The sequence below is a fragment of the Sphingopyxis sp. J-6 genome (assembly GCF_046603995.1).
In the GTDB taxonomy this organism is placed as follows: Bacteria; Pseudomonadota; Alphaproteobacteria; order Sphingomonadales; family Sphingomonadaceae; genus Sphingopyxis.
On the sequence record NZ_CP145810.1, the window covers coordinates 2,177,368 to 2,191,939 of the forward strand.

The 14,572-nt window shown below is 65.6% G+C and carries 10 protein-coding genes and 1 tRNA gene; 6 read left to right on the top strand and 5 right to left on the bottom strand.

Annotated elements, in window-relative coordinates; all coding sequences use genetic code 11:
• Window positions 1-276 precede the first annotated feature (276 nt).
• The 4 genes from V6U71_RS10470 to V6U71_RS10485 all read left to right on the top strand — a co-directional run bounded on the left by V6U71_RS10470 (window position 277) and on the right by V6U71_RS10485 (window position 7,965).
• Window positions 277-1,191, top strand: a complete 915-nt coding sequence (locus tag V6U71_RS10470; protein ID WP_411342176.1) for a hypothetical protein — start codon at window positions 277-279, stop codon at window positions 1,189-1,191.
• 11 nt (window positions 1,192-1,202) lie between these two features.
• Window positions 1,203-1,667, top strand: coding sequence for a hypothetical protein (locus tag V6U71_RS10475; RefSeq protein WP_411342177.1), 465 nt, complete (start codon window positions 1,203-1,205; stop codon window positions 1,665-1,667).
• Window positions 1,668-1,741: 74 nt separating this feature from the next.
• The gene (locus tag V6U71_RS10480; RefSeq protein WP_411342178.1) at window positions 1,742-2,806 is read left to right on the top strand and encodes a hypothetical protein; all 1,065 of its coding nucleotides are present in this window, start codon (window positions 1,742-1,744) and stop codon (window positions 2,804-2,806) included.
• Window positions 2,807-2,874: 68 nt separating this feature from the next.
• Window positions 2,875-7,965: a hypothetical protein gene (locus tag V6U71_RS10485; RefSeq protein WP_411342179.1), complete on the top strand. Its 5,091-nt coding sequence runs from the start codon at window positions 2,875-2,877 to the stop codon at window positions 7,963-7,965.
• Window positions 7,966-8,072: 107 nt separating this feature from the next.
• Here V6U71_RS10485 and V6U71_RS10490 read toward each other — a convergent pair whose 3' ends face one another.
• From V6U71_RS10490 to thyA, 4 genes are all read right to left on the bottom strand, one after another.
• Window positions 8,073-9,359: a dihydrolipoamide acetyltransferase family protein gene (locus tag V6U71_RS10490; protein WP_411342180.1), complete on the bottom strand. Its 1,287-nt coding sequence runs from the start codon at window positions 9,357-9,359 to the stop codon at window positions 8,073-8,075.
• Window positions 9,360-9,363: 4 nt separating this feature from the next.
• Complete coding sequence (locus tag V6U71_RS10495) at window positions 9,364-10,368, bottom strand: alpha-ketoacid dehydrogenase subunit beta (RefSeq protein WP_411342342.1); 1,005 nt, start codon at window positions 10,366-10,368, stop codon at window positions 9,364-9,366.
• 44 nt (window positions 10,369-10,412) lie between these two features.
• Entirely contained in the window at window positions 10,413-11,723 is a 1,311-nt protein-coding gene (locus V6U71_RS10500) for a 3-methyl-2-oxobutanoate dehydrogenase (2-methylpropanoyl-transferring) subunit alpha (protein WP_411342181.1), read from the bottom strand.
• A 97-nt stretch (window positions 11,724-11,820) separates the two neighbouring features.
• Window positions 11,821-12,714 carry a thymidylate synthase gene (thyA, locus tag V6U71_RS10505; protein WP_411342343.1) on the bottom strand — a complete coding sequence of 298 codons (894 nt, stop codon included), beginning with the start codon at window positions 12,712-12,714 and terminating at the stop codon, window positions 11,821-11,823.
• Window positions 12,715-12,898: 184 nt separating this feature from the next.
• On the opposite strand from thyA, the gene V6U71_RS10510 reads away from it, so the two are divergent.
• Together V6U71_RS10510 and V6U71_RS10515 are read left to right on the top strand one after the other, a co-directional pair.
• Window positions 12,899-13,327: a JAB domain-containing protein gene (locus V6U71_RS10510; RefSeq protein WP_411342182.1), complete on the top strand. Its 429-nt coding sequence runs from the start codon at window positions 12,899-12,901 to the stop codon at window positions 13,325-13,327.
• 107 nt (window positions 13,328-13,434) lie between these two features.
• Window positions 13,435-13,511, top strand: a tRNA-Pro gene (locus V6U71_RS10515).
• Window positions 13,512-13,693: 182 nt separating this feature from the next.
• Here V6U71_RS10515 and V6U71_RS10520 read toward each other — a convergent pair.
• Window positions 13,694-14,500 carry an N-formylglutamate amidohydrolase gene (locus tag V6U71_RS10520; RefSeq protein WP_411342183.1) on the bottom strand — a complete coding sequence of 269 codons (807 nt, stop codon included), beginning with the start codon at window positions 14,498-14,500 and terminating at the stop codon, window positions 13,694-13,696.
• Window positions 14,501-14,572 lie beyond the last annotated feature (72 nt).

A 14,572-nucleotide genomic window follows, 5' to 3' on the forward strand; every position in this document is an offset into this window, starting at 1 on the left:
TTTGTTCCGTTCGCCCGTCTTACGCGAGCTTGATCCCGCACGCCAGCGGCTCGCTGCCGCGACCCGATGCGGCATCTTCTGTCCTCATCTGGGCCAGAACACTGATTCCTACCGGCAATTTAACCAGAAATTACCCTTTCGCCGTCATGACAGGCTCCGGACCAGCCATTTGGAGTCAATATTGTCATGATGAAAGCGCCTGTGGGGGGCGCGCAGCATCGGCTTCGCATAACCTCCTGTTCAGTCATCGCCCTGCTCGCTGCGCTTGCGCTGCCGATGCATGCGCACGCCGCCGGCACCCGGGCCGGCTCGACGATCAGCAACACCGCCAGCGCCAGCTTCGACAATGGCGGCGGGACGCAGACAATCGATTCGAACAAGGTCGACCTGCTCGTCGACGAACTGCTCGACGTCACCGTCGATTCGAGCAACCCGGCCGACGTCCCGACGACCCCGGGCGCGACCAACCAGGTCCTGACCTTTTCGGTGACCAACAACGGCAACGGCGAGGAAGCCTTCGTGCTCAGCACGATCGCGAACGGCGGCGGCGACCAGTATAATCCGACCGTCACCCAGATCTATCTCGACAACGGCGACGGCGTTTTCGACGCCGGCACCGACACACTCTACACGCCGGGCAGCAACAATCCGGTGCTCGATCCCGACGAAAGCATCACCGTTTTCGTGATCGCAACGACCCCGTCGACGGTCAGCGACGGCGATCGCGGTATCGTCAGCCTCGTCGCCGCAGCGCAGACCGGAACCGGTAATCCGGGGACGAGCTTTGCCGGCAAGGGCGAAGGCGGCGGCGACGCCGTCGTCGGCTCGACCCGCGCCGACGGCCAGGATAATGGCGCCTTCCGCGTCTCGGCGGCGACGGTGACGCTCGTCAAATCGGCAGTCGTCGTCGATCCCTTCGGCGGCGCCGAACCCGTTCCCGGTGCAACGATCACCTATACGATCACCGCGACGACGGCGGGCAGCGGCTCGCTGAACGGCCTCACCATCTCGGACAATGTGCCGGCCAATACGAGCTATGTCGCGGGTTCGATCAGGCTCGGCACCACCGCGCTGTCCGACGCGGCCGACAGCGATGCGGGCAGTTACGACGGCACCAAGGTCGCCGTCGCGCTGGGCACCGTCGCGGGCGGCCAGACCCGAACGGTCACTTTCAAAGCCATAATCGATTGATGGAGATGCGTATGCGTACCGCCTTCCTTTTGCTGCTCGCCGCGCTGCTGCCGGGTCAGGCGCTTGCCGCCAACCAGGTCGCGCTCGACAACAGCGTGTTCATCGAACGGGTGACGACCGACCCCGCCGGCAAGCAGCGCGTGCTGCTTGAGGAACCGAAGGTCGTGGTTCCGGGCGACCGGCTCGTCTTCGTGCTCAACTATCGCAACGCCGGCGCGCAGGCGGCCGACAAGTTCGTCATCACCAACCCGCTGCCCTCGGCGGTTCGCTTCGCCGATGCGGGCGACACGCATCCTCTCGTCTCGGTCGATGGCGGCCGCGGGTGGGGGCAACTTGGCGAACTGACGATCCAGCAGGCCGACGGCACCCGCCGCGCGGCGCAGCCCGCCGATGTCACGCACATCCGCTGGGCCTTCCAGAAACCCATTCCCGCCGGCGCGAGCGGCAAGCTCATGTTCCGGGGGGTTGTCAAATAACCATATGAAATAAGCCGCTTAACGGTCGCCAGCGGTGGGGAACAGGCGACCAACCAAAGCCTAGGAGCTCAGCTATGACCAGCAAGCTGACTTATATGGGCACCATTGGTCTGGCGGCGTTCTCATGCGTCGCTGCCGCCCCGGCATTCGCCGCGGCGGGGACGACCGCGGGTACCCAGATCACCAATACCGCCACCGTCAATTACCAGGTCGGCGGCATTTCACAGGGTTCACAGAACGCATCGAACACGATCATGGTCGACCGCAGGGTCGAACTGCTCGTCGAAGAGGATGGCACGACGACAACCGAAGTGTCGCCGGGCGAAACCGGCGCGATCACGACCTTTCGCCTGACCAACAAGACGAACGAAGTGCTCGATTTCGCGCTGGCAGTGTCGCAGATCACCGGTGGCACGGCGGCGCATGGCGGCACTGACTCGTTCACCGTCAGCAATGTCCGCATTTATCGCGACAATCCGACCACGGGGACGGTCGGAAGCTGGGATGTGGGCGACGCGCTCGTCACCTATGCCGACGAGGTCGGCATCGACGCATCGATCCGGCTGTTCGTGCTTGCCGATATTCCGGCCGGTCTCGCCACCAACGCCGTCGCCGGCATCCGCCTGACCGCTACCGCGGCCGAGGGCGGTACGGCCGGTTCGCCGGGGGCGGTCATCGCCCAGACCACCGGCGCCAACACCGCCGGCAAGGACACGGTGTTCGCCGACGCAGCGGGCGTCGCCGACGGCGCGCGCGATGGCTCGCACAGCGACGACGACGATTATACGGTGAAAACGGCGACGCTGACGGTCACCAAGACCAGCCGCGTCGTTTCGGACCCGGTCAACCTGACGAGCAACCCGAAGCTGATCCCCGGCGCCGTCGTCGAATATTGCATCGCGGTCGCCAATGCGGCCGGCGGTGCCGCCGCCTCGCCGGTCAACATTACCGACAGCGTGCCGACCCAGCTCACCTTTGTTGCCGGTACGATCAAGCTCAATGGCACCGTCACCGGCAGCACATGTGATTTCAACGGGACGGCGGGGGGCAGCTATGCGGCGCCGGTCGTGTCGGGGTCGCTCGCGACGGTCGCGGCGGGGCAGACGCTGACGCTCGTCTTCCAGGCCACGGTCAACTGATCGGAAACGGACGGAGCAGCGGATAACCCCGGACCGATCCGGGGACCGCTGCTCCCTTCGGGGCTGCGATGGCGCTCTCGACCAAATATTTCGGCCTCGTGACCGCCCTGGTCGCGGCAGCGCTGCTGCCTGCGACGGGCGCGCGCGCGCAGGTCATTTCCAACACCGCGTCCGCCTCGTGGAGTGGCGGCACGGGCGAGGTGCTGTCGAATCGCGTCGATTTGACCGTGCGCGAGCGCCCGCCCGAGCCGCCCCGGATCACGACCTATCGCCTCGGCGAAACCGGAGCGAAAGCGGCCCCGCTGGCTCCGACGCAATGCGAGGGCGCCGAGGGGACAAGGCGCATCGACCTTGCCGGGCCCTATGCCGGGATCGCGACCAGCCCCGCCGCCCTGCAAAGCAGCGACAGCTTCCGCGCCGGCGAAGTCGTCGTCGTCGGCGTCACTCTTGCCTCGGCAAATCACGATCCACGGCTACGCGACACGCTGCCCGTCACGCTCGCGCTCGAAAATGGCGATCGCGAACAGATCACGCTCACCGAAACGGCGGCGAACAGCGGCGAATTCGTCGGCATCATCAACACGATCGGCGTTCCGCCCGCGATCGTCGCGGGCGATTGCCGCCTGTCGGTGACCCCCGGCTCGCCCGTGCGGATGCAGGTCACCGACCGCGCCGACGCCAGCCTCGTCGCGCTCGCGACGCTCGATTTCCTCGTCGACCCGTTCGGCATCGTCTTCGACAGCGGCGACGGCGCGCCGGTCGCGGGCAGCCGGGTGACGATCATCGACGCGGCGACCGGCCGGCCGGCGCAGGTGTTCGGCGACGATGGCGTCTCGGCCTATCCGTCCAGCGTCATCACCGGCCAGAGCGTCCGCGATTCGGGCGGCACGACCTATGATTTCCCGCCCGGCGACTATCGCTTCCCGTTCGTCGCGCCGGGCACCTACCGTCTCGTCGTCGAGCCGCCGGCGCCCTATACCGCACCGTCGAAGTCGAGCCCCGCCGACCTCGCCGGCCTGCGCCGCCCTGACGACGGCCTGCCGTTCGTGATCAGCGGCGCGAGCTATGGCTCGCCCTTCACGCTCGACAGTCCCGCGCCGGTCCGCGTCGATATCCCCGTCGACCAGCCGGGCCTGCCGCTGGTGCTGCGCAAGACGACCTCGACGCAGGTCGCGGTGCCCGGCGACGTGATCCAGTATCGCATCGAGGTCGCCAACCGCGACACCCGCCTGCGTACCGGTGCTGTGACGGTCAGCGACGTGCTGCCCGCCGGGATGCGCCTGCGTGCCGATACGGTGCGCGTCGACGGCGTGCTGGTTACCGCCGATGTCGCCGCGAACGGCCGCGAATTTTCGGTCGCCCTGCCCGGCATTGCTGCGGGGCGTTCGGCGCTGCTCACCTATCTTGCAGAGGTCGTCGTTTCTGCGCAGCCCGGCAATGCGCTCAACCGCGCCACCGCCACCGACAACCGCGGAACGCAGAGCAATATCGCCGAGGCGACGATATCGATCAAACGCGACCAGCTCGGCGACCGGATGACGATCATCGGGCGCATTACCGACGGAGGCTGCGGCGTCGACCCCGGCAAGGCGAATGGAATCCCGGGCGTCCGGGTCATGCTGCAGGACGGCAGCTACGCCGTCACCGACGAAGGCGGCCGCTATCATTTCGAAGGCGTGCGTCCGGGCCTGCATGTCGTGCAGATCGATCCCTCGACGTTGCCACTCGACCGCGAGGCGGTCGACTGCGCGCGCTCGACGCAGAGCGCGGGCAGCCCGATCTCGCGCTTCGTCGAAGGCCGCGGCGGCGCGCTGAAACGCGCCGACTTCCGCGCCATCGCCAGCGCCCCGCGCGCTGCGCCCAAGACCGCTGCCACCGTCGCGCCGACCGTCCTCAGCGATCAGGACGCCGCCGGTGCGAACCGCGACTGGCTAGCGGGCGAGACGCCGGGCACCGGCTGGGTCTTCCCCGGCACCGATCATAACCCGCGCGCCAAGTCGGTGCGCGCCGTCGTCAAGCATCTGCCGGGGCAGACCGTCACCTTGCGCGTCGACGGCAAGCCGGTCAGCGATCTCAGCTATGAAGGCGAACGCAAGTCGGCCGACGGCAGCGTCATCGTCAGCATGTGGCGCGGCATCGAAATCGGCGACGGCGAGAATCGCCTTTCCGCCGAGGTAAAGGACGCCGCCGGCGCCACGGTCGAGACGCTCGAACGCAGCGTCCATTATTCGATCACGCCGATGCGCGCGACGCTGATCCGCGAACGTTCGGTGCTGATCGCCGACGGCGTGACGCGGCCCGTTATCGCCGTCCGCCTGACCGACCGCGACGGCAAGCCGGTGCGCAGCGGACTGACCGGCGATTTCAGCGTCCCGGCGCCCTATTATCCGGCGGTTGAGGCCGATGCGCAGCAGGCGCGGCAGTTGTCGGGGCTCGAACGCGCGCGGCCGGTGTGGAAGATCGATGGCGACGACGGCGTCGCCTATATCGAACTCGAACCGACGACGGCGTCGGGCACGCTGGCGATGGACTTCACCTTCCGCGACGACAAGATCGAGCGCAAGCAGACCGTCGAAACCTGGCTCGATCCGGGCGACCGGCCGTGGACCGTCGTCGGCTTCGCCGCGGGCACGATCGGCTACAACACGCTCGACGACCGGATGGAGCCCGTCGCCGAAACGCTCGACGATCTCAACGCCGACGCGCGGCTGGCGCTCTATGCCAAGGGCCGGGTGCGCGGCAAATGGCTGATGACGCTCGCCTATGACAGCGACAAGGATCAGGACGAAGCGCGCTTCGGCGGCGTGATCGACCCGCGCGCCTATTACACCATCTACGCCGACCGTAACGAGACGCGGTACGACGCGGCGTCGGTGCGCAAGCTCTATCTGCGGCTTGAGCGCCCGCAATTCTATGCGATGTTCGGCGATATCGAGACCGGCATTTCGGAGCCCCAACTCGCCCGCTACCAGCGCGCACTGAATGGCGGCAAGGCGGAATATCGCGGCCGCAATCTCGCCGCGACCGCCTTCGTCGCCGACACCCCCTATCGCTTCCGCCGCGACGAAATTCAGGGCAACGGACTGACCGGGCCGTACCAGCTCGGCGCCAGGGACATATTGCCGAACAGCGAGCGGATCATCATCGAAACGCGCGACCGGCTGCATAGCGAACGGATCGTCGAAACCGTCTCGCTGACCCGGCATGTCGATTACGACATCGACTATCTGGCGGGGACGCTCCGCTTCCGCGAGCCGGTGCTCAGCCGCTCATCGGGGCTCGACCCGCAGTTCATCGTCGCCGAATATGAGGTCGACGGGATCGGCCAGCGCGTGCTCAACGCGGGCGGCCGCATCAGCTTGTCGTCGAACGACGAAAAGCTGCGCGTCGGCGCAACGCTCATCCACGACGAGGATGGCAACGCCAAGACGAATCTCGGCGGCGTCGACGCCCGTTATCGCCCCGGGATCGATACCGAAATCCGCGCCGAAATGGCGATCAGCGATGTCAAGGCGCAGAATGGCAGCCCGACCGCCACGACGGGGAGCGCGAAGGCGTGGCTGGTCGAAGCCGAGCACCACAGCAGCAAGATGGACGTCCTTGCCTATGTCCGCGAGCGCGAGACGGGCTTCGGCGCCGGGCAGCTCAATCGCGGCGAGGATGGCACGCGCAAATTCGGCGTCGACGCCCGGCTGGGGGCGACCAAGACCTTGTCGGTTACGGGCAGTGCCTGGCAGGAAGATTATCTCGACGTCGGCTCGCGCCGCCGCGCCGCGCGTGTTCTCGCCGAATATGACAATGGTACCACGGTCGCGCGCGCCGGCCTGACCCATGCCGACGATCGCCTGTCGGATGGCACGCGCAACACATCGAACCTTGTCCAACTCGGCGCCACCCAGCGTCTGATGGGCAAGCGGCTCGAACTCGATGCCCAGACCGAATTCGCGCTGGGCGGCAAGGACGCCAGTGTCGATTTCCCGACCCGCCATCGCCTCGGCGCCCGCTTTGCGATCAGCCGCGACGTCAATCTCGTCGGCAGCTATGAGATCGCCGACGGCGATACGATCGAGGCGCGCACGGCGCGGCTGGGCTTCGATCTCGCGCCGTGGGCGGGAGCACGTCTGCTCGCCACGGCCAACCAGCAGGATATCGGCGAATATGGCCCGCGCAGCTTTGCCGCCTATGGCCTGTCGCAGTCGCTGAAGCTCGGCGAGCGCTGGTCGGTCGATTTGTCGGTCGACGGCAACCGGACGCTCGGCGGCATCCGCGCCAAGGACGTGCTCAATGTCGATCACCCCGTCGCATCGGGCGGCTTCCTTGGCGGCAATGGAACGCTGACCGAGGATTTCCTGGCGATCAGCACCGGCGCCACCTATCGCGCCGACCGCTGGACGCTGACGGGCCGCGCCGAATATCGCGACGGCGAACTCGCCGATCGCTACGGATTGACCCTCGGCGGTCTCCGCCAGCTCGGCGAAGGCCGGGCGCTCGGCGCGCTCTTCACCTATGCCAAGGCGAGCGGCAGCGGCACGACGCCAACGACCGAGGTCATCAATTTCGAGATGAGCTGGGCCCATCGCCCCGCCGAATCGCGGATCTCGTGGCTCAACAAGAGCGAGTTCCGTTCGGACAAGGTACGCGATGCCGTCGCCGGACAGCCCGGTCCGATCGGTGGCGGCGCGCTGACGATCGACGGCGACGCGACGAGCCGCCGCCTGCTCAACAGCCTGTCGCTGAACTGGAACCCGCTCGGCGACCGCGGGATCGGCAGCGGCGACGGCTGGTATGAACGCGCCGAATTCGGCTTTTTCTGGGGAACCCGCTATAATTTCGACAAATTCGGCGAGGACGATGACGCGGACAGTGTTGGGGGCTGGTCAAACCTGATCGGCGCCGACTTCCGCTTCAATCTCGGTGAACATGTCGATGTCGGCGCGTCGGGCACCGTACGGGTCGGCACCGGCGCCGACACGGTGAGCTGGGCCGGCGGGCCGACCGTGACGCTGGCGCCGATGAAAAACGCCAACATCACCTTCGGCTACAACTTCGCCGGCTTCCACGACCGCGATTTCGAGGATGCGCGCTATTCGCGGTCGGGCGCCTATGTCACCTTCAAGCTGAAATTCGACCAGACGAGCTTTCAGGGGCTGGGGCTGTAAGTTGCTCCGTCATTGCGAGCGAAGCGAAGCAATCTCCAGCTAACGGCCCGTAAGTCCGTCTGCTTGAGATTGCTTCGTCGCTAAGCTCCTCGCAATGACGAGGATTTTCAATCCGCGAACAGCAGGACCGGCGTTTCGATCAGCTTCTTCAGCGCCTGCACATAGCTGGCGGCGTCCCAGCCATCGACGACGCGATGGTCGCAACTGATCGACAGGTTCATCAGCTTTGCCCTGCGGATTTCGTCGCCGTCGAACACGGGGCGCTCGACGATCTTGTTCGGGCCGATGATCGCGACTTCGGGGCGGTTGATCACCGGCGTCGTCGCAATCCCGCCGAGCGGGCCGAGCGAGGTCACGGTCAACGTGCCGCCGGTCAGTTCCTCGACCTTCGCCTTGCCGGTGCGCGCAGCCTCGGCGAGACGGGTGATTTCGCTCGCAAGTTGCCAGACATTCTTGTCCTGCGCGTCGCGGATTACCGGGACCATCAGGCCGGCATCGGTCTGCGTCGCCATGCCAAGATGCACCGCGCCGTAGCGCGTCACCACGCCGCCCTCGTCGTCGTAGCGCGCGTTGATCATCGGGAACTGCGGGATCGTGCGGCAGATCGCGACGATCAGAAACGGCAGCATCGTCAGCTTCGGACGGCCGCCGCGATTGGCGTTGAGGTCGGCGCGCATGTCTTCGAGCGCGGTGACGTCCATTTCCTCGACATAGGTGAAGTGCGGGATTGCGCGCTTCGACGCCGCCATATTCTCGGCGATCTTGCGACGCATGCCGATGACCTTGATCGGTTCGTCGGTGCGGGCGCGCGAGGCGCCCGGCGCATGATAGCCCTGCCCGCCGCTGTAGCGCAGGAAGGCGTCGAGGTCGGCGTGACGGATGCGATCGCCCTCGGCGTGAACCTGTCCGAGATCGACACCGAGATCCTTGGCGCGCGCGCGAACCGCGGGCGAGGCCAGCACGGCCTTGGCGTGAGCAGCAGCGGGCGCAGGTGCCGGCGCGGGAGCGGGAGCCGGTGCTGCCGCAACAGGGGCCGGAGCCGGAGCGGGTTCGGCGACTTCCGCCACCGAAATCTCTTCAGCACCGGGTGTCTCGGCTTCGATCGCTTCCTCGACCGGCGTATCGGCCGGCGGCGCCTCAACGTCGCCGTCACCATCGGTTTCGATCACCGCGAGCGTCGAACCGATCGCGATCAGGTCGCCGACCTCGCCCGCGAGTTCGACGACGATCCCCGAAACGGGCGATTCCATTTCGACGGTCGCCTTGTCGGTCATCATGTCGGCAAGCTGGGCGTCTTCCTCGACGCGCTCGCCGATCTTGACGTGCCAGGCGACGATTTCGGCCTCGGCGATGCCTTCGCCGATGTCGGGCAGACGGAATGAATAGCGGGCCATGGCGTCAGTCCTTCAAGATATTGGTCAGCGCAGTCGCAATGCGCACCGGGCCGGGGAAATAGGCCCATTCGAGGCTATGCGGATAAGGCGTGTCGAACCCGGTCACGCGTTCGACCGGCGCCTCGAGATGATAGAAGCAGCGCTCCTGGACCAGCGCCGCAAGCTCCGCGCCGAAGCCGGAGGTACGCGTCGCTTCGTGGATGATCAGGCAGCGGCCGGTCTTTTTCACCGAGGTTTCGATCGCTTCGATGTCGAGCGGCAGCAGCGTGCGCAGGTCGATGATTTCGGCGTCGATGCCCATTTCCTCGACGATCGTCTTGGTCACATGGACCATCGTGCCATAGGCGAGGATAGTCAGCGCCTCGCCGGTGCGAACCGTCGCCGCCTTGCCGAGTTCGATGCGGTAATAATCCTCGGGAACCGCGCTCGCTTCATGCTTCGACCAAGGCTCGACCGGGCGGTCGTAATAGCCGCTGAACGGGCCGTTGTAGATGCGCTTGGGTTCAAGGAAGACGACGGGGTCGTTATCCTCGATCGCCGCGATCAGCAGACCCTTGGCATCATAGGGGTTCGACGGGATCACCGTCTTGACCCCGCAGATGTGGGTCATGATGCTTTCGGGCGACTGGCTATGCGTCTGGCCGCCGAAAATACCGCCGCCGAACGGGGTCCGCACGGTCATCGGACAGATGAAGTCGCCCGCCGAGCGATAACGCAGCCGCGCCGCTTCGCTGACGAGCTGATCGAGGCCGGGGTAGATATAGTCGGCGAACTGGATCTCGGGGACCGGGCGCAGGCCATAGGCGCCCATGCCGACCGCGACGCCGATGATGCCGCATTCGTTGATCGGCGTGTCGAACACCCGGGTCTTGCCGTGTTTTTTCTGCAGCCCCGCGGTGGCGCGGAAAACGCCGCCGAAAAAGCCGACGTCCTCGCCCATCACGACCATCTTGTCGTCGCGGCCGAGCATGACGTCCATGGCGCTGTTGATCGCCTCGATCATGTTCATCGTCTTGGTGGCGGTGCCCGCCATGGTATTGGTGTCGGCGCTCATCATTCGGGCTTCCAGTTGGGGCCGAACTTGGCCTCTTGTTCTGCCAGCATCTGCTTGCTTTGTTCCTTGAGGTGCCAGGGCATCTCCTCGAACACGTCCTGGAACATGGTTTCGAACGGCTGGTGCATGCCGTGGCCCAATATTCCGAGCTTTTCCGACTGCTTCTGCGTCGTCTTGACCAGGTCGTCGAGTTCCTTGCGCAGCGCTTCCTGACGTTCGCCATCCCATTCGCCGAGCGTCTCGAGATGCTGGGCGAGGCGCGCGATCGGGTCGCCGAACGGCCATGCGGTCGCTTCGTCGGCGGGGCGATAGGCGCTGGGGTCGTCCGACGTGCTATGGCCTTCGCTACGATAGGTGAAATGTTCGATCAGTGTCGGGCCGTTGTTCGTCCGGGCGCGGTCGGCCGCCCATTGCGTCGCCGCATAGACTGCGAGCGGATCGTTGCCGTCGACGCGCAGCCCGGCAATGCCGTAACCGACCGCACGCGCCGCGAAGGTCGTTCGTTCGCCGCCAGCAAAACCGGAGAAGCTGGAAATCGCCCACTGGTTGTTGACGACGTTGAAGATGACCGGCGCATTATAGACGGTCGCGAAAGTCAGCGCCGAGTGGAAGTCGCCTTCCGCCGACGAACCTTCGCCGCACCACACGGTGGCGATCCGGCTGTCGCCCTTCGACGCCGAAGCCATCGCCCAGCCCACCGCCTGCGGATATTGCGTCGCGAGATTACCCGAGATGCTGAAAAATCCATGTTCCGGCGCCGAATACATGATCGGCAACTGGCGGCCGAGCAGATGATCGCCGCGGTTCGAGTAGATCTGGTTCATCATCTGGATCAGCGGATAGTCGCGCACGATCAGGATGCCCTGCTGGCGATAGCTCGGGAAACACATGTCCGACCGGTCGATCGCCATCGTCGAAGCGACCGAGGTCGCCTCCTCGCCCGTCGATTTCATGTAAAAGCTGGTCTTGCCCTGCCGCTGGGCGCGGAACATCCGGTCGTCAAACGCACGGACGAGCATCATATAGCGCAGCATCGCGCGCAGACGGTCGGGCGTCAGCTTCGGATCCCACTGGCCCTTCGCCTGTCCGTCGAAATCGAGCACCCGGACCAGTCCGTAGCAAAGATCGCGCATCGCGTCGGGCTTGGTTGCTTCGCCGGGGCGCGGCGTCGCGTCGACCGCGGGGATTGCGATATCGCCGAAATCGGGCGTGTCGCCGGGGCGATAGCGCGGTTCGGGAATATGGAGCGACAGCGGCGGCAGGTTGCTCGCCGGGCGCCCCAAATTCGCCTTGGGAGGCGTCTCGGTCATCTCTTCATCCCTTCGCGGAGCGAATCATCGCTCCGTTTATTAATATTTCAACGTGACGACATATTATTACCGACACGAAGGCTTTGCAATGCCCCCCTCACACGGCGACGGGCGCGGGAATATGCGCTTGCGGCGCATAGGATTCGACGGTGAAATCCTCGAATTTATAGTCGAAAATACTGTCCGGCCGGCGCAGGATGCGCAGCTTCGGCGCCCCATCGGGGACGCGCGACAGCTGCTGCTCCACCAGCTCCTGATGGTTGAAGTAAAGATGGACGTCGCCGCCGGTCCAGACGAGCTCGTGCGCGGTGAGATCGCATTGCTGCGCGATCATCCGCGTCAGCAGCGCCGCCTCGAACACGTTGAAGGCGAAGCCGAGGCCGAGGTCGCACGAACGCTGAAAGAGCAGGCACGACAGCCCGCCGTCGCTGCGGACATGGAACTGATAAGTCATATGACAGGGCGGCAGTGCCATCCGGTCCAGATCGGCGACATTCCATCCGGTAAAGATATGCCGCCGCGAGCCCGGATTGTTTCGCAACCCGTCGACCAGTGCCGCAATCTGATTGTGCCCCTGCGCCGCGCGGCGAAAAAGCCCCTCGCCTGCCGCCTCGTAGCGCGGCCAGTTGACCCACTGGTGACCATAGACCGGGCCCAAATCGCCCCATTGCGTCGCAAAGGCTTCGTCGGCGATCACCCGCGCCTCGAAATCCTCGGCACTGATCGCTTCGCCCGTTTCGCGGCGATATTTTTCGAGCGGCCAGTCGGTCCAGATCCGCACCCCCTGCGCGACCAGCGGCCGGATATTGGTGTCGCCGGTCAGGAACCATAGCAGTTCGCGGAGCGCGGTCTTCCAATAGACGCGCTTGGTCGTCAGCAGCGGAATCGCGTCATCGCGCAGCGAGAATCGCATCGTCTCGCCGAACAGCGACCGCGTACCGACGCCGGTACGATCGACGCGTTCGTCGCCCTCCACCCAGATGCGGCGCATCAGGTCGAGATATTGCAGCTCATAATGGATGGAATCAGGCAAGAGTCGCTCCCGGGTCTGGAAGCTCTTTGCTAGGCTTCGCGCGGGTGAGCGACAAGGGCGCGGCGAACGCCATCGCTTCCATATATCCGATATGGCGCGGCCCGCGGTTGGACTTTGCCGCTTGGCATGCATGGTCACGGAAATGACCCTTCATGAGCCCGTCGGCCAACGGCTCGATCCGCTGGCGCCGCCCGGATTTGTCGCGCGCCAATCCGAGGACGGTATCGCGTGCGAGCTGCTGCGCCCGCATTTCCCGCCCGACCGCGAAATGCTCCTGCTGGCCGGATTCGACGGTTACGAGCGGCTGGTGCGGCTGGAACAGGCAGAAGGCGACCGCAGCGGCCGCTGCATCATCTATCCGCAAAGCTGGCGCGGCTTGCTGTGCAGCGGCGTCGTCCGCGTCCTGATGGCGCACAACCACCCCTCGGGCATCGCCCGGCCGAGCGACGCCGACCGCCGCTGCACGCAGGAAGCGGCGCTTTTCCTGCGCACGCTGGACATCGAGCTGGTCGATCATCTGATTTTCGTCGAGAGCGGTCATTTCAGCTTCCGCCGTGCAGAATTACTGTAGAAACGGCAATCGCGCCGAATGTGCCGATTGACGCTTGAAGTTCGCAGATTGCGCGTCTAGAGGACCGCCCTGCCTTCGCGGCGACCCCGGTCGGCGCGCAGATCGGTCGGGGAGTAGCTCAGCCTGGTAGAGCACTGTCTTCGGGAGGCAGGGGCCGGAGGTTCGAATCCTCTCTCCCCGACCAATTTCTTCTCTTATTGAAGATTTTACGCTGCTTCTTCTTGTAACGCGGCGCATTACACCCTAAATAAGTTGCACGCCGCTATGGTTTTCCCCCTTTCCATCGCGGTGAGTGCCCCGTCCCTGTGACGCGGGTGCGTCCTCCCTGGACCCTGGCCACCCCGTACTTCGGTATGGGGTGGTTTTTTATTCGGCAGCGAGCGGCGGCACTTCGGCTGCCGGCGAAACCAGTGCTGCGCTCTTCACCAGTTCCGCAAACCATTCCGAAATCGGCGCCAGCCGCCCCGGATCGGGCGACCGGTCGGGCGTCAGATAGAGGCTGCGGTCGATTTCGATCTGCACGGCGTGGACTCCCCGTTCGGGCCGCCCGTGCGTCCGGACGATGTGCCCGCCCGCATAGGGCTGGTTGCGCGTCACCGGAACCTCCAGCCGCGTCGCCGCTTCGACGATCAGCTCGACGAGCGACGCTCCCGCGGTAGCGCCGAAGCGGTCGCCGATCACGATACGTGCGCCATGCCCCGGCTGTCCGGCCGGAATTGGCGGCATGCTGTGAAGATCGATCAATATCGCATAGCCGAAACGATCGTACGCCGCCGCCAGCTCTTCGGCGAGCGCCGCCTGATAGGGGCGATGGAAGGACTCGAGGCGCCAGTGGAGCCCGGCGCGGTCGATCGGCCGTTTCCACAAGGGCCCACAGTCGGCGAGCCGCGTCGGCACGACCCCCAACCCGGCCCGCTCCTTGCGACCCGGTGCGGAAAACTGCGCGCGAAGCGGAATCGCAACCTCGCCCGGCGCCATCTGGTTTTCACCGCGGTTGCAATCGGCGACGGCGCGGGCCCACAATGCCTGCACGACGGTCGCACCGGCGGCGCAGGCACCCGAAGCGATCAGGTCGCACCAGCCATCCTCCAGCCGCTCGAGTTCGGGGCGCCCGACTCGCGCTGCGGCCAGAATTTCGGGTGGATAGATTCGTCCGGCGTGGGGAATGGACACGATAACCGGTCCGTTTACCGCGGGTCGATTGACAGCGATGGCGGCAGGCGGGATGGTGCGGTGCGGCATTTG